The organism is Mesorhizobium sp. M8A.F.Ca.ET.161.01.1.1, assembly GCF_004792105.1.
Lineage (GTDB): Bacteria > Pseudomonadota > Alphaproteobacteria > Rhizobiales > Rhizobiaceae > Mesorhizobium.
The window spans coordinates 507,830-523,220 of record NZ_SRTD01000001.1; the positions used below are offsets into that span (position 1 = coordinate 507,830).

The window sequence follows — 15,391 nt, forward strand, 5'->3', positions numbered from 1 at the left end:
TGCGGCAGCGCCAACGTGCAGGTGATGGTGGACGCGACGCCGGCGGAGGTACGAGGCGAACAATGGGGTACAGCAGCGCCGATCACCCAGCGGGGCGGCCGGGGAGCGAAATAAACCGGTCTTGCGCCAGCCGGTGATCTGCCACCTCAGGATAACGGCAGGTGCCTGTCGAGCTCGGCGATACTCGGATGGTGCCGATCGGTCAGCGTATCTGGCGGCCTACAGGGCCCTTTGCGGGCAAGGCATCCCGGCGGCATCACCGCAGCGTGACGCGGTGGGAACCGGTCTGGCGCTCATTTGTTCCGACTGGCGCACCAGTTCGGCGAAGACAAGCGCGAAACTTCCCAACATGACAAAGACGATGATCAGGCGTGCTACCGGCAATGTGTCGGCCTCGTCTGGCTGGCGCATGTCCCGCTGGCATTAGGATCCGCGGGATCATGCACACAAATCTACCGTACCGCAGCGTCCTTTGCGTCCCGAAGGATAAGGCGGTGCCGCGGGCGCCCCACGCCACCCATGCCGGCTAACATGATCGATCCGGCTTTACGAGGCCTTAAGCCCGACCTTAACCATCACATTCGATCGCGCCACGACATCAACCGCGACCGCCCCGTGCGGCGGCGCTGCCGCGCGTCGCTGCGCGAACTGGCAGAGGGTCTCTTTGCAGACCCGCCCGCCCCATGCTACCCCGGCGCTGGCGCGGCCAGTACCTGCCGGCGCCAATCGGTCGCGATCGGGAAGCCATGAGCACAGCCGCCAACAGCATCGCTTTCGTCTCGTCCGACACAACGGACGCCAAGGCGGCGCTGGAGAGCCTGTCGGCGCGCTACGGTCAATGTTCTGTCGCCGAAGCGACTGTCGTGGTGGCGCTGGGCGGTGACGGCTTCCTGCTGCAGACCTTGCGCGAAACGATGGGTACGGGAAAGAAAGTCTACGGCATGAACCGTGGCACGATCGGCTTCCTGATGAATGAGTATCGGTCCGGCGGGCTCACCGAGCGCATCGCGGCCGCGGTCGCCGAAACGATCCGCCCGCTGGAGATGCTGGCAACCACCTCGGACGGCGAACACGTCACGGCGGTGGCGATCAACGAAGTTGCGCTGTGGCGCCAATCCTATCAGACGGCCAAGATCCGAATCAGCGTCGATGACCAGGTACGGCTGGAGGAATTGAGCTGCGACGGCGTCATGATCGCGACGCCGGCCGGATCGACCGCTTACAATCTTTCCGCGCACGGCCCGATCCTGCCGCTCGATGCGCCACTTCTGGCTCTCACGCCGGTCAGCCCGTTTCGTCCGCGACGCTGGCGCGGCGCATTGCTTTCCAACAAGGCGAGCGTGCGCTTCGACATTCTGGAGCCGGAAAAGCGGCCGGTGAACGCTGCCGCCGACCACACGGAGGTCAAGGCGGTCACCTCGGTTACGGTGCGGGAATCGCCGACGGCCACCGCGACTTTGCTGTTCGATCCCAATCACTCCTGGAACGAGCGCATCCTGGCCGAACAGTTCCGTTACTGAGCCGGCACACAGACAAGCGGCCGGATTAAGCATCGCGATTAAGGTTACAACTTCACAATCGCGCCAACCCTGCCCGTTTCTGTTGACAAATCGCGGGCTTGCGCCTAATCGCAATACCAATCTTGCAGGCGCGTGGCGCTTGCCGCGACGAATGACGTTGCGCTTCCCCGAACCAGCCAAAGACAGCAACACTTGTCCTCAGACACGACGATCGCTCAAGAAGCGTTGACCTTTTCAGACCTCGGCCTGTCGCCGAAGGTGCTTTCCGCAGTCACCGATGCCGGCTATACCCAGCCGACCCCGATCCAGGCTGGTGCGATCCCGCACGCCTTGCTCGGCAAGGACGTGCTGGGTATTGCCCAGACCGGCACCGGCAAGACCGCCTCCTTCGTGCTGCCGATGCTGACCCGGCTGGAAAAGGGCCGCGCCCGCGCCCGCATGCCGCGCACGCTGATCCTCGAGCCGACGCGTGAGCTTGCCGCGCAGGTCGAAGAAAACTTCGTCAAATACGGCAAGAACCACAAGCTCAACATCGCATTGTTGATCGGCGGCGTGTCGTTCGACGAGCAGGACAAGAAGCTGGAGCGCGGCGCCGACGTGCTGATCGCGACGCCGGGTCGTTTGCTCGACCACCGCGAGCGCGGCAAATTGCTGCTCAACGGCGTCGAGATCCTCGTCATCGACGAGGCCGACCGCATGCTCGACATGGGCTTCATTCCCGATATCGAACGCATCTGCGAGATGATTCCGTTTACCCGGCAGACGCTGTTCTTCTCGGCGACCATGCCGCCGGAGATCACCAAGCTGACGGAAAAATTCCTGCACGCGCCGGTTCGCGTCGAGGTCTCCAAGGCCGCGTCGGCGGCCACCAACATCATCCAGCGACTGGTCAAATCGGGCTCGAAGCCTTGGGACAAGCGCGAAACGCTGCGCAACCTGATCAAGGCCGAGGATGCGGAGCTGAAGAACGCAATCATCTTCTGCAATCGCAAGATCGAGGTTTCGGAGCTGTTCCGCTCGCTGCTGAAATATGATTTCGACGCCGGCGCACTGCATGGCGACATGGACCAGCGCGCCCGCATGCAGATGCTGGCCAATTTCCGTGACGGCAAGCTGCGTTATCTCGTCGCCTCCGATGTCGCCGCGCGCGGCCTCGACATTCCCGACGTCAGCCATGTCTTCAACTACGACGTGCCTATCCATGCCGAGGACTATGTCCACCGCATCGGCCGCACCGGCCGCGCCGGCCGCTCAGGCAAGTCCTTCACCATCGCGACCAAGTCCGACACCAAATATATCGACGCCATCGAGCGGCTGATCGGCAACAAGATCGAGTGGCATGACGGCGACCTGTCGACAGTGGTTGCCAGCGAAGGCGAGGACGATGCTCCGCGCCGTGGCAAAGGCGCGCCGCGCCGCGCCGGCCGCAAGGACGAGGACCGCAACGACAGGGGCGCGCGCAACAAGGGCGGCGAGCGTCGCGGCAGACGCAGCGAGGAAGATGCCGCGACCGCGGTTGCTCAACCGCAGCCGGATGTGGCCGAGACGGCCGATATTGTCGAACGGCGCGCGCGCAAGGATGCGATCCGCTCGGAAAACACCGAGCGCAAATCGTCCGACCGCAATGAGCCGCGCGCACCTGAGCGCGGTGACACCAGGCCGCAGCGCAGCAACAGCCGCCCTGCCCGCCACCATCAGGAAGACAATGACACCACCGTCGGCTTCGGCGACGACATGCCGGCCTTCATGCGCATCGTCGCCAAGGTTTGATGCCAGCCAGCAAGCCGCCTAGCCGGCTTGCCTTCCTTTTCGCCCTGCAGCCAAGAGCAATCGAAGAAAAGCCGCATCGTGCTTTTCCGTCGTGAATTGCTTGGAAACGAAGCTTTGGGGGGCCAGCGATTCTTTTGGACGCTGGTCCGCTCCAGGTCACATCGGTCCGGGCATCATCTTGGTCGGTTTCTCCAGCATCGGAAACTCGGCCTTGTTGCATTTCACCTTCGGATTCGTCGGGCTGAACATGCCGTTCGGATTGTCGTCGAGCCAGGCGTGAAGATCGTAGTGGACGAACTCCCTTGGAATAAGCGGATAGTGTCCCTCCATCGGACCCATGAAGGTTTGGCCAAACAGCTTCGGCGGCGCCTTGATGTCCGGGGTTAGCGGCACCAGCCATTCCACGCCGACCAGCTTCAGGCCTTTCTTGGTCGGCTCATAGATCAGGACGTTGGGCTTCATCGGGTCGAGTTTCTGGCCGACGCTCGGGACGTTGACGAAATGGATGCCCATGGCGCCCTTCGGATAGTCCATGGAGCCAGGTATCTTTTCGCCGCTGTAGTAGACGCAGCCGACGGTCGACAGATAGAGATCGCGGACGGCGGCGGTGTAGTCCTGATATTTGACAAGCGATTTCTTCAAGGCCTCGATGTCGGCCTTGTTGGCGTCCTCGGCATGAGCCGCAGCGAGGCTCAACCAGGCACCTACAACACTTGTCAAAGCGAGGACGCCGTAGCGTCCAAGGCTGATTGTTCTTGTCATGCATTCCTCCCAGATTTCATGATCTGGCCGTGCAAGACCGAGGCGGAAAGTGCTGATTTCGCGGCCAGATGTACCGCCTCATCCCCTCTGGAACAGCATCGATGCTATTCCTTTCCATGACCGCGGGAAAGCTATTATTTAGAATTGGCTAATTTTCCAGTACCACACTGAAGGGGGTCGAGTCCGCGCAACAAAAAACGGCCCCATGTGGGGCCGCTTCGCATTTCTTGCCGAACAATCAGGTGAGCGGCGAAAGCTGGATCTCGACGCGTCGGTTCTGGGCCCGGCCCTCGGCCGTGGCATTGGAGGCGACGGGTCGCGTCTTGCCGAAACCGGTGACGGCGAAGCGACGCTGGTCGACGCCCTGACCGGACAGGTAGTTGGCGACCGCCAGTGCGCGGCGCTGCGACAGATCGAAATTGTGCTGGTCGCCACCGGTCGAATCGGTGTGGCCGAAAACATCGACCGTGGTCTGCTTGAACTTCTTCAGCACCAGGGCGACGGAATTAAGCACCTGGTAGAAGCCGGGCTTCACCGCGTCCTGGTCGGTGTTGAAGGTGATATCCGATGGCATGTTGAGGATGATCTGGTCGCCGCTGCGGGTAACGCTGACGCCGGTGCCTTCGAGCTGCCGGCGCAGTTCCGCCTCGTTCTGGTCCATAGTGGCGCCGATCGCACCACCGGCCAGCGCGCCGATGCCGGCGCCGATCAGCGCATTGCGGCGATCATTGCCGCCGGCAAGCAGACCAAGGCTGGCGCCTGCAAGAGCGCCAAGACCGGCGCCCGCGGCGGTGTTGGAAATCTTCTGGTCGCCTGTATACGGATCGGTGGTGGTGCAGGCAGTCACGAGCAGAGCCGTCGCCATAACGACGAGCACGGTCTTTTTCATAGAATGGTCCCTCTCCAAGTCACGCCTTACGATGGCGCCAAATCAGCCCTTGGCGCGACTTGTACCATGAAATGCGGCGAAAAACGGAACGGGAAAAGTGGCCGTTGCAGCTTTTCCCCGGAGCCAGCTGCGTGACGAAGCGCCATCAAGGGCTACCAGAGATTCTTGCCGTCGATGACCACCACTTCGACCTTGTCGAGATCGAAATCGTCGAACAGCCGCGAGTTGACGCTGATCTTCGGATTGTCGAAATCCGGCTCGCCGGTCGACCAGTCCGGCGTTTCGGTGAAGGTGCCGCAGCCGCAGGTGGCGCAAAACCCATGCTTTATGGTCTTTGAACCCCATTGGTAGAAGGAAACGTTCTTCTGCGGCGTGATGAGCTTGAACTGCGATGGCGTATAGTAGGCCCAAAGCGAGCCGCGTTTCGAGCAGAACGAACAGGTGCATTGCGTCACCGTTTGCGGCGCCTCCGAGACCTCGAATATCGTCGCCTTGCAGTGGCAGCTTCCCTTGATGGCCATGAAGTCTTCTCCATTGTCCACCGCCCATGCGGCAGGGCAACATAAAGAAGCGCTCCTGGCAACTGCCTGTCAGCATGCTCCATCGCGACTGAGCATCGTCATCGTTCGAAGCGACGATGCACTTGCTTTGTCAGTACGAGCGTGGCGGCACGAACAGGCAGATGGTCTTGCCCGCGTCGAGACCCGCCTGATGCGCGCACCAGTGGAATTCGCCGTCGGGGCTGTCCTTCACGCGCCTGTCGGTCATCGGGACCACCTCCCCTGTCCCGGCGATCACATAGCCTTCGGGTTTCTCCAGCACCTCGCCCGAATGGGTCGTGCGGCAATCGTAGTTTGCACAGCAAGCAAAGGGATAACTCCAGCCCTGCGGCAGGACCGGGCTGGGCTTGGCATCGTGGGCCAAGGCAGGCGCCGTCAGCGCCGCCATCGCAAACAAGGAAAACAGCAGTCGGCCGGCCGGATGAACGGCTTGGGCCGATCTAGACGAGGCAGCAGACATCGAAACATTCCTTTCGAGCATCAAGCGTTGCGCTTGCCCGTTCCCGGAACGTGTCTTCCCAGTGGCCGTATCGTCAGCTCGCAGATATGCCGCGTCCGGCCATAAATGCTTCTGTTACAGCCCGAATGCTGGGCTGATTCCTTGGTCGGCGCAAGAAATTGCTTCGGCTACGGTGCAGCCGAGCGCCGATAAGTCAGCTCTAAAGGGTGCGCCGGCTTGGTAAACAGAAGGTTGACATCGCCGGGTCTGCAAGATGGCAGTCAACGAATTCCGGGACTGATTGGTTCCGGCTATGCGTCCGGGACGGCTATTGCGGTGGGTCGTCGGCGATGGTGAACCACGGCGCCTTGGAGCCGACTAGATATGCGCCGTCGGCCGAATCGTTGGATCGTCAGCCAGCGTGCCCATGGCGACGTGGACATAGGCGCCGTCGCAGACGAGCGAATAGAGCAACAAGCCGGAACGGCTGCAATGCGTATCATGGCTGCTCTCGTCGCCGAAATGGATCAGCCTGTGGGGCCCTTCGGCAAGGGTGCACTTATCCCGTTCGATCCCCGCCTCAAGATATGCCGGATTCTAGTCCAGATCCGCCACCGCTTCTCCCGCGCCGCCCTCGATGCGTTGCGAAAGCGAGGCTTCCATGAAGTCGTCGAGGTCGCCGTCGAGCACACTCGACGGGCTTGTGCTCTCGACGCCGGTGCGCAGATCCTTGACCAGCTGATAGGGCTGCAGCACGTAGGAACGGATCTGGTGACCCCAGCCGATATCGCTTTTCGAGGCCTCGGTCGCGTTGGCGACCGCTTCGCGCTTCTTCAGCTCTTCCTCGTAGAGGCGCGAGCGCAGCATCTCCCAGGCCTTGGCCTTGTTCTTGTGCTGCGAGCGTTCGGCCTGGCATGCGACGGCAATGCCGGTGGCGATATGGGTGATGCGCACGGCCGAATCGGTGGTGTTGACGTGCTGGCCGCCCGAGCCGGACGAACGATAGGTATCGATGCGCACGTCGGATTCGGAGACGTCGATCTCTATCCTGTCGTCGACGACAGGATAGACCCAGACGCTGGAGAAGGACGTATGGCGGCGCGCATTGCTGTCATAGGGCGAAATACGCACCAGGCGATGGACACCGGATTCGGTCTTCAACCAGCCATAGGCATTGTGCCCTTTGATCAGCAAGGTGGCGGATTTGATGCCCGCCTCTTCGCCGTCATGCACTTCCAGCACCTCGACCTTGAAGCGGCGGCGCTCGGCCCAGCGCGTGTACATGCGCAACAGCATCGAGGCCCAGTCCTGGCTTTCGGTACCGCCGGCGCCGGCATGGATTTCGAGATAGGTGTCGTTGGCGTCGGCCTCGCCCGAGAGCAACGTCTCGACCTGGCGGGCCTTGGCCTCGCCCTGCATCGAACGGATCGCGGCCTCAGCCTCGGCGATGACGCCTTCGTCGCCCTCTTCCTCGCCGAGCTCGATCAGGCCGATATTGTCTTCCAGCGCCTGCGTCAGGCCCTTGACCGCCGCGATGCCTTCCTCGAGGCCCTGGCGTTCGCGCATTAGCTTCTGCGCTTCCAGCGGTTCGTTCCAGAGGCTGGCGTCCTCGGCTCGCACGTTCAGGTATTCAAGCCGCTTTATGGCCTGATCCCAGTCAAAGATGCCTCCTCAGCAGGGTTATCGCCTGCCTGATCTCGTCGACAATATTCTGCGTTTCCGCGCGCATGGCCTGATATTTTGTCCTGTTGCTGAATGACGCTTCGGTCGGCGCGATACATAGGGACGGTGCCGCCATGTGTAAAGCGAAATGGGCCAGCCCGAGGCTGACCCATTTGGACGTTTGAATTCGTCAGTAAAGGCCGCCGCCGCCGTCCTGGATGGCCTGGTTGGCCTGCGGCGACAGGGCGCCGCCGGAAGCGTTGGAGCCATCGGCGCCCATGCCGATCACCCAGTAGCTGTCGGCGGGGCCGGTGCCCGGTTTGAAGGCCTCGATGATGGTGCCGGGATCGCCCGAGGATGCGCGCATGCCGGTCTTGCGGTTGATGGCGATCAGGTTCATGCCGTCAGGCACCTTGAAGTCGACATTGGGCGTGCCGTCCAGCGCCACGCGCATGAAATCCTTGAAGATCGGGGCCGCAAGACCACCGCCGGTGGCGCCATGGCCAAGGCCGCGCGGCGTGTCGTAGCCCATGTAGAGGCCGACCACGAGGTTCGGCGTGAAACCGATGAACCAGGCGTCCTTCTCGTCGTTGGTGGTGCCGGTCTTGCCGGCGATGTGGCGGCCAAGCTCGCCGATGGTGGCGCCGGTGCCGCGCTGGACGACACCTTCCATCATCGAGGTGATCTGGTAGGCGGTCATCGGATCGAGCACCTGCTCGGAATTGTCGACCAGTTCCGGCTCCGGCTGGTTCTTCCATTCAGGCGCGTTGCAGCCTTCGCAGCCACGCTCATCCTGCTTGAACACCGTCTTGCCGTAGCGGTCCTGGATGCGATCGATCAGCGACGGTTTGATCGACTTGCCGCCATTGGCCATGATCGAATAGGCCGAAACCATGCGCATGACGGTCGTCTCGCCCGAACCCAGCGCCATCGGCAGATATGGCGCCAGATGATCATAGACGCCGAAGCGCTCGGCATATTCGACGACCAGCTTCATGCCCATGTCATTGGCAAGGCGCACCGTCATCAGGTTGCGCGACTTCTCGATACCGGAGCGCAGCGTTGCCGGACCGGCGACCGTGCCGTCATAGTTCTTCGGCGTCCAGGTGGTGTTGCCGCTCTGGATGGTGATCGGTCCGTCCATGATCACGGAGGCCGGGGTATAGCCATTGTCGAGCGCAGCCGAATAGACGATCGGCTTGAACGAGGAGCCCGGCTGGCGCATGGCCTGGGTGGCGCGGTTGAATTCAGACTGCGAATAAGAGAAACCTCCGACCATGGCCAGCACGCGGCCGGTGTGCGGATCCATCGCGATCAGGCCGCCTTCCACCTCGGGAACCTGGCGCAAGCTGTAGGCATTGTCGGAACCGTCGTTCTTCTGGACGAAGATGACGTCGCCGGGCTTCAGCACGTCGGCCGGCGATTTTGCCTTGACCGTCTTGCCATCGACCAGATGGCGCATGGCGAAACCCATGTCATCCTTGCTGACGGTGCCTTCGACGCGGTCCTTGACGATGTCGCCCGACGCCTGGCGCGCGGGCTGGAGGCCGATCGACAGGCCGGATGCCGAACTGTCGAGCACGACGGCAAGCGACCACTCGGGAACGTCTTCCAGTCCCTTGACGGCACCCAATGGCACACCCCAGTCGCCGGAGACGTCGATCGTCTTCACCGGCCCGCGATAGCCGCGCAGAGTATCGTATTTCATCAATCCGTTCTGCATCGCCTTGCGGGCAATAAGCTGGACCTTCGGGTCAAGGGTGGTGCGAATCGACAGCCCGCCCTCATAGAGCGCGTTCTCGCCATATCGGGCGATGATCTGCCGACGAACCTCCTCCGTGAAATACTCGCCGGCGAAAAGGTAGGAGCCGGTGCGGCGCGGAGCAACGCCAAGCGGCTCGGCCTTCGCCTTCGCGCCCTCTTCGGGCGTAACGTAACCGTTTTCGACCATCTGGCCGATCACCCAGTTTCGCCGTTCAATTGCCCGGTCGGCGTGCTTGAAGGGATTGTAGTTGGCCGGACCTTTCGGGAGCGATGCCAGATAGGCGGCCTCGGCCACGGTCAGCTCGTTCACCGATTTATCGAAGTAGGTCAGTGCGGCACCGGCAACGCCATAGGCGTTGAAGCCGAAGAAAATCTCATTGAGATAGAGCTCAAGGATACGATCCTTGGAATAGGCCTGCTCGATGCGAAACGAAAGGATGGCTTCCTTGGCCTTGCGCTCCAGGGAGCGCTCGTTGGTGAGCAGGAAGTTCTTGGCAACCTGTTGGGTGATCGTCGAGCCGCCCTGCATGGGGCCACCCGAAACGTAAGTCATCACCGCTCTGCCCAACCCGGTAATGTCGACACCAGGGTGGCTGTAGAAGTTCTTGTCCTCCGCGGACAGGAAGGCAGCCTTGACGCGATCCGGGATGGCCTGGATTGGCAAATACAGGCGCCTTTCTCGTGCATACTCCGCCATCAGCGCGCCATCCGAGGCATGGATACGGGTGGTCACGGGAGGCTCGTACTTGGCCAGCACTTCGTAGTCGGGCAGATCCTTTGCCACATGGCCGATGTAGAGGGCGACGCCCGCCGCGGCCAGGAGGGCCAGCGTCGTGCCGATACCGAAGAAATAGCCAATGAGACGAATCATACCCGCTCCAGTCCTTGGTTCGGGAATTTCCTAAACGAAGCCGCCTTCCACGCAAGCTTTCGAGCCGGTCCCAATCCGTAATCGAAAACCCATGTCGCCACCATGTGGACAAAATACGGCAGGGCCGCGTTTCGAGGCCGCAAGCCTGAAATAAAAGCACCGGGTGTTATCATCCCGCAACGCCGCCTCTGATTGCAGGCGCCGCGGGCATCGTCAACCTCCGGTTCCAGGCCCGGCGCGCGCGGAAGCGAACAATGCGACGGCGTTGGTGATGCTTTGCGCTGCCTTGCCGCGCCACTCGGTGTCGAGCAGTTGCGCCTCGTCCTTGGCGTTGGAGAGATAGCCGAGCTCGACCAGCACGGACGGCACGTCCGGGGCCTTCAGCACCTTGAACCCGGCCGAACGCTGCGGATTGTTGATAAGGCCGACGCTTGTCGAGAGCTGACCGACCAAAGTATGGGCAAAACTCATCGAGAAAGTGTGCGTCTCGCGCCGGATCAGGTCGATCAGGATGTCGGTCACTTCCTTGTTGTCGTCCTTGATGACCATGCCGGCGAACTGGTCGGACAGGTTTTCACGGTCGGCAAGCGCCTGTGCTTCCGGATCGGAAGCCTTGTCGGAGACCGTATAGACAGTGGCGCCGCGGATGCCCTTGACGCTGATCGTGTCGGCATGGATCGAAATCAGCAGATCGGCCTCATGCTGGCGGGCGATGCGCACGCGGTCGTCCAGGCGCAGGTATTCATCGGTATCACGGGTCATGAAGACATCGTATCTGCCGACCGCCGCGAGCTTGTCGCGCAGTTCCGTGGCAAAGGCCAGCGTGACGTTCTTCTCGATGGTGCCGTTCAGGCCTTCGGCACCGCCGTCCACGCCGCCATGGCCGGGGTCGATGACGACGGTGAACCGGCGGCCCGGATTGGACACAGGTCCGGTGCCGACCCGGCCGCCCTTGTCGGTCGAAACCGTGGAACCGGTGGTCAGCGCCTGGTTGGCAAGGGCGGCATCAAATTCACGTTCGGAGGCCGCCGACATGTCGACGGCAATGCGGTAGCCGGTTCCGTCCTCATTCTTGAGCACATCGAGCTTGTCGACGGCGAATGGTCCCTTGCCGGTCAGAATCAGCCGCGCGACGCCCTCGCCGAGTTCGCCCAGCCGCACACCCTTGACCAGGCCACGCGGCTTCAAATCCTTGGCATCTACGGCAAATCGGGTGTTCGCAAGATCGATGACAAGGCGATTGGGCCCGCGCAGCAGGAACCATTTGACGTCAGGCTCGCGATCGAAATCCATGACGATGCGCATCTTGGTGGCATCGCCGGCCATTTTGTAACCCCTCGCCACAAGCGGCGCGTCGGCGGCATTGGCAAGCGTGGAAAAGGCAGACGAAAACACCACCAGCAACACGAGGCAGAAGGCATGGAGACTCTGGCCGCCAACACGACATCCCTTGTCTGTGAAGTCCGCCAGTCCCATCTCTCTTCCAGTCGCTCCCGGTTTGGCGCCCGGCGCCCGTTCATTTCATCGACGTGCCGGTCAGGCCGCGAATTCGATTAACGATTGGTATCCAGAGAAGGTTAACCAAGCCTTTTCATGCAAGGTTCGGACCCAGGCTTACGTTACGGAACTGCTTTTTGCCGGCATCGGAAATCGGGGTTGCCTTCCAACCCGCCAAATCATAAAAGCGATGGTGGATCACTGCAATCCTGGAACCGCCCTCCTCCGCAGCTTCCTGCTACAGGGTCAGATGAAAGGCGGCTCCTTTCGCTTCACGCGAAAAGGCTTCAGGTGATTGCGACGAATTTCGCAGGTGTGCTCCCGTGGCGGGGGAATCGCCTGCGTGAGGAAAACGGCCGGGTTGTTCCCGCGCCGGCTCTGTATGAGCAAACAAGCTGGTCCGGTTTCCGGGCTTTGGTTCAAAAGGTTCTGCTGGTGACGATGGCTTCAAGCGCAATCATGGAAAGGTCCGCATCAAACCGCGCCAATATGGCTGCGGGCGGCACCGCCATGACACGCAGGCACCGTCCGGCGGACGTTCAATTATCCGGCACCCACTCTCATCCAGACACACAGCAGCGGGCTTTGCCCCGCCAGCTGCGGCTGACGGCTGCCGGGGGGAAACGAAATAATGCCCAACAAAATGCTGATAGACGCCTCCCACCCGGAGGAAACACGCGTTGTCGTCGTACGCGGTAACCGTATCGAAGAATTCGACTTTGAATCCCAGGACAAGAAGCAGCTCAAAGGAAACATCTACCTCGCTCGCGTAACGCGCGTCGAACCCTCCCTTCAGGCAGCCTTTGTCGAATATGGCGGCAACCGTCACGGTTTTCTCGCCTTCAGTGAAATACACCCCGACTACTACCAGATTCCGGTCGCCGACCGTCAGGCACTGCTGCGCGCGGAAGCGCAGGAGGCCGAGGACGAAGAGAACGAGGACGGCGAAGGCGACGATCGCCAGAGCCGGGATCGCGGGCGGCGCGGTCGCCGGCGCGGCGGCAAGAGCCGCGACCGTGGTGAAAACAGGCGCGATGCCGGCACGGCCGATTCCGGCGAGGCAAACGAGGCCGCCGGCGAGACAGACGAAAACAACGACAATGGCGCGGATGCCGTCGCCGAGGACATGTCCAACGTTTCGGGAACCATGGAACCCGATGCCTCGGAACACGCCGGTGCATCCGAACGTGACGGTGCATCCGAAGCTAACGGGGCATCCGAAGATAACGGGGGTTCTTCCGAACAGGATGAAGGCGAAACCAGCGACGGTGGCCCCAAGTCGATCGCCGCCTCCGTCGAAGGCGACGTGATTTCCGAACCCGTGCCGCAGGCGGAACAGGGCAGCGAAGCCACTTCCGCCGACAATGACCGCGGGATGCTCGAGGAAGTATCCTCTTCCCATCCGGACGATCATGAGATCGAATCGGTTGGCGCCGAGGATGCGCTCGAGGAAGTGCGCAACCGCCGCAAGCCGGTGCGCCGCCAGTACAAGATCCAGGAAGTGATCAAGCGCCGGCAGATCCTGCTGGTGCAGGTCGTCAAGGAAGAGCGCGGCAACAAGGGTGCAGCGCTCACCACCTATCTGTCGCTTGCCGGCCGCTATTCGGTGCTGATGCCGAACACGGCGCGCGGCGGCGGCATTTCGCGCAAGATCACCAGCGCGGTCGACCGCAAGCGCCTCAAGGAGGTCGTCGCCGATCTCGAAGTGCCGCAAGGCATGGGCGTCATCCTGCGGACCGCCGGCGAGAGCCGCACCAAGGCGGAGATCAAGCGCGATTACGAATATCTGATGCGGCTGTGGGAGAACGTGCGCAATCTCACGCTCCAGTCCACCGCCCCTGCCCTCGTCTATGAGGAAGGCAGCCTGATCAAGCGTTCGGTGCGCGATCTCTACAACAAGGATATCGACGAGATCCTGGTTTCCGGCGACGAGGGCTACCGCGAAGCCAAGGACTTCATGCGCATGCTGATGCCGAGCCACGCCAAGGTGGTTCAGCCGTTCCGCGATACGACGCCGATCTTCGTGCGCAACGGCATCGAGGCGCAGCTCGACCGCATGCTGCAGCCGCAAGTGACGCTGAAGAGCGGCGGCTACATCATCATCAACCAGACCGAAGCGCTGGTCGCCATCGACGTCAATTCGGGACGCTCCACCAAGGAGCACTCGATCGAGGACACCGCGCTCCACACCAATCTGGAAGCGGCCGAGGAAGTCGCCCGCCAGCTCCGGCTGCGCGATCTTGCCGGCCTGATCGTCATCGACTTCATCGACATGGAGGAGAACCGCAACAACCGCTCCGTCGAGAAGCGGCTGAAGGATCACCTCAAGAACGACCGCGCCCGCATCCAGGTCGGCCGCATCTCGCATTTCGGCCTGATGGAGATGTCGCGTCAGCGCATCCGCGCCAGCGTGCTGGAATCGACCATGAAGCCATGCCCGCATTGCGGCGGCACCGGCCATGTGCGCTCCGATTCGTCGGTGGCGCTGATGGTGGTAAGGGCGATCGAGGAGTTCCTGCTCAAGGATTCGCGCAGCCACATCACGGTGCGCACGCCGGCCGCGACCGCGCTCTACGTGCTCAACCACAAGCGCGGCACGCTGGTGGAACTGGAAAGCCGCTTCGGCCTGACCGTCACCATCGAGGCCGACGATACGGTTGGTGCCCAGCACTACGCGATCTTCCGCGGCGCGCTGGCCGAAAAGCCGGAAGGTTTCGTCGAGGCGCGCAGCCTGCCGGCCTATGTCGAGCCGGAAGAGCCCGAGGACGAGATCGTCGTCGCCGAGGAGGAGGACGAAGCGCCGGTACAGGCCGAGCAGCCACGGCACGCCCAGCCGGCGCAGCATCAGCAGCCCAGATCCGGCGAGGAAGGCGAAGGCCGCGACCGCAAGCGCCGCAAGCGTCGCAGGCGGCGCGGCGGCAAGGATCGCGACCGCGAGCATGGAGCCCCGACCGACGGCGCGCCCCATTCCACCTCGGAGGACGGCCTCTCTGCGTCGGAAAGCGCAGCGGACCATGACGATGCCGAGCTGGACAACGAAGCTGCGGTCGCCGCAACGGAGACCGTCGAAACGGCGGAAGCATCCGACGATGGCCAAGGCAAGAAGCGCCGGCGCGGCAAGCGCGGCGGCAAGCGCAACCGTCGCGAAGACGGTGAAGGCGAGACGGAGGCGGCAGCCGGCGAAACGACCGAGCCTGCCGAGGCTGACGCTTCGCTAAGCGAGCCTGTGTCGATCGAGCCGGTGGCTGCGGCGGCCGCCGAAGAGCCGGCGGCTACTGTGAGCGACGAGGTGCCTAGCACCGAAAAGCCAAAGAAGCCGCGGCGCGCAGCCAAGCCCAAGAAGGCAGCCGCCGAGGCTGTGGCCGAGGAGCCGACCGCGGAAGCGGCCGTTCAGGCAGCCGCCGCGACGCCAGCCACGGCATCGGACGAGGCAGCGGTCGCCGGGGAGACACCGAAGGCCCGGCCATCACGCCGCAAGGCGGCAGCCGCCGATACACCTGTCGTACCGGTGGTTTCCTCGACCGTCGCCGATGAGCCGGAAGCCAAAGCCGAATCCGAAGAAAAGCCCAAGCGTGCCGGCTGGTGGCAGCGGAAAGGCTTTTTCTAGGCTTTTCAAATTCTTGAATTGATTTTCTGACAAAAAGAATCCCGCGCCGA

At 62.4% G+C, this 15,391-nt stretch carries 10 protein-coding genes; 3 read left to right on the top strand and 7 right to left on the bottom strand.

What is annotated here, in order from left to right:
* The first annotated feature begins 746 nt into the window (after nt 1-746).
* A complete protein-coding gene (locus tag EN804_RS02595) occupies nt 747-1,520 on the top strand; it encodes an NAD kinase (protein WP_127869400.1) in 774 nt (257 codons plus the stop codon).
* A gap of 192 nt (nt 1,521-1,712) precedes the next feature.
* Nucleotides 1,713-3,290 (top strand): DEAD/DEAH box helicase, encoded by a 1,578-nt coding sequence (locus tag EN804_RS02600; RefSeq protein WP_189343638.1) that lies wholly within the window; start codon nt 1,713-1,715, stop codon nt 3,288-3,290.
* Nucleotides 3,291-3,446: 156 nt separating this feature from the next.
* Here the strand turns inward: EN804_RS02600 and EN804_RS02605 are convergent, their stop codons facing one another.
* The 7 genes from EN804_RS02605 to EN804_RS02635 form a co-directional block, all read right to left on the bottom strand.
* Nucleotides 3,447-4,052: a hypothetical protein gene (locus EN804_RS02605; RefSeq protein WP_127869402.1), complete on the bottom strand. Its 606-nt coding sequence runs from the start codon at nt 4,050-4,052 to the stop codon at nt 3,447-3,449.
* Between the two features lie 238 nt (nt 4,053-4,290).
* A complete protein-coding gene (locus EN804_RS02610; RefSeq protein WP_015318025.1) occupies nt 4,291-4,941 on the bottom strand; it encodes an OmpA family protein in 651 nt (216 codons plus the stop codon).
* A gap of 152 nt (nt 4,942-5,093) precedes the next feature.
* Nucleotides 5,094-5,462 (bottom strand): GFA family protein, encoded by a 369-nt coding sequence (locus EN804_RS02615; protein WP_127869403.1) that lies wholly within the window; start codon nt 5,460-5,462, stop codon nt 5,094-5,096.
* 130 nt (nt 5,463-5,592) lie between these two features.
* Nucleotides 5,593-5,961 carry a hypothetical protein gene (locus EN804_RS02620; protein WP_127279145.1) on the bottom strand — a complete coding sequence of 123 codons (369 nt, stop codon included), beginning with the start codon at nt 5,959-5,961 and terminating at the stop codon, nt 5,593-5,595.
* Between the two features lie 576 nt (nt 5,962-6,537).
* Nucleotides 6,538-7,669 (bottom strand): peptide chain release factor 2 gene (gene prfB, locus EN804_RS02625; protein ID WP_127279146.1). Its coding sequence is split into 2 segments (ribosomal slippage): nt 6,538-7,602 and nt 7,604-7,669, totalling 1,131 coding nucleotides; the frame shifts between segments, so codons are not numbered across the junction.
* Between the two features lie 123 nt (nt 7,670-7,792).
* The gene (locus tag EN804_RS02630) at nt 7,793-10,237 is read right to left on the bottom strand and encodes a penicillin-binding protein 1A (protein WP_127869405.1); all 2,445 of its coding nucleotides are present in this window, start codon (nt 10,235-10,237) and stop codon (nt 7,793-7,795) included.
* A 213-nt stretch (nt 10,238-10,450) separates the two neighbouring features.
* Nucleotides 10,451-11,713, bottom strand: a complete 1,263-nt coding sequence (locus EN804_RS02635) for an N-acetylmuramoyl-L-alanine amidase (RefSeq protein WP_135918650.1) — start codon at nt 11,711-11,713, stop codon at nt 10,451-10,453.
* Between the two features lie 652 nt (nt 11,714-12,365).
* On the opposite strand from EN804_RS02635, the gene EN804_RS02640 reads away from it, so the two are divergent.
* The gene (locus EN804_RS02640; RefSeq protein ID WP_135864234.1) at nt 12,366-15,341 is read left to right on the top strand and encodes a ribonuclease E/G; all 2,976 of its coding nucleotides are present in this window, start codon (nt 12,366-12,368) and stop codon (nt 15,339-15,341) included.
* Nucleotides 15,342-15,391 lie beyond the last annotated feature (50 nt).

Excerpts from the sequence above, each read along its gene's own strand:
- EN804_RS02595 (WP_127869400.1), top strand. The coding sequence starts at position 747 with ATGAGCACAGCCGCCAACAGCATCGCTTTCGTCTCGTCCGACACAACG.
- EN804_RS02605 (WP_127869402.1), bottom strand. The coding sequence starts at position 4,052 with ATGACAAGAACAATCAGCCTTGGACGCTACGGCGTCCTCGCTTTGACA.
- EN804_RS02610 (WP_015318025.1), bottom strand. The coding sequence starts at position 4,941 with ATGAAAAAGACCGTGCTCGTCGTTATGGCGACGGCTCTGCTCGTGACT.
- EN804_RS02615 (WP_127869403.1), bottom strand. The coding sequence starts at position 5,462 with ATGGCCATCAAGGGAAGCTGCCACTGCAAGGCGACGATATTCGAGGTC.
- EN804_RS02620 (WP_127279145.1), bottom strand. The coding sequence starts at position 5,961 with ATGTCTGCTGCCTCGTCTAGATCGGCCCAAGCCGTTCATCCGGCCGGC.
- EN804_RS02630 (WP_127869405.1), bottom strand. The coding sequence starts at position 10,237 with ATGATTCGTCTCATTGGCTATTTCTTCGGTATCGGCACGACGCTGGCC.
- EN804_RS02635 (WP_135918650.1), bottom strand. The coding sequence starts at position 11,713 with ATGGGACTGGCGGACTTCACAGACAAGGGATGTCGTGTTGGCGGCCAG.
- EN804_RS02640 (WP_135864234.1), top strand. The coding sequence starts at position 12,366 with ATGCCCAACAAAATGCTGATAGACGCCTCCCACCCGGAGGAAACACGC.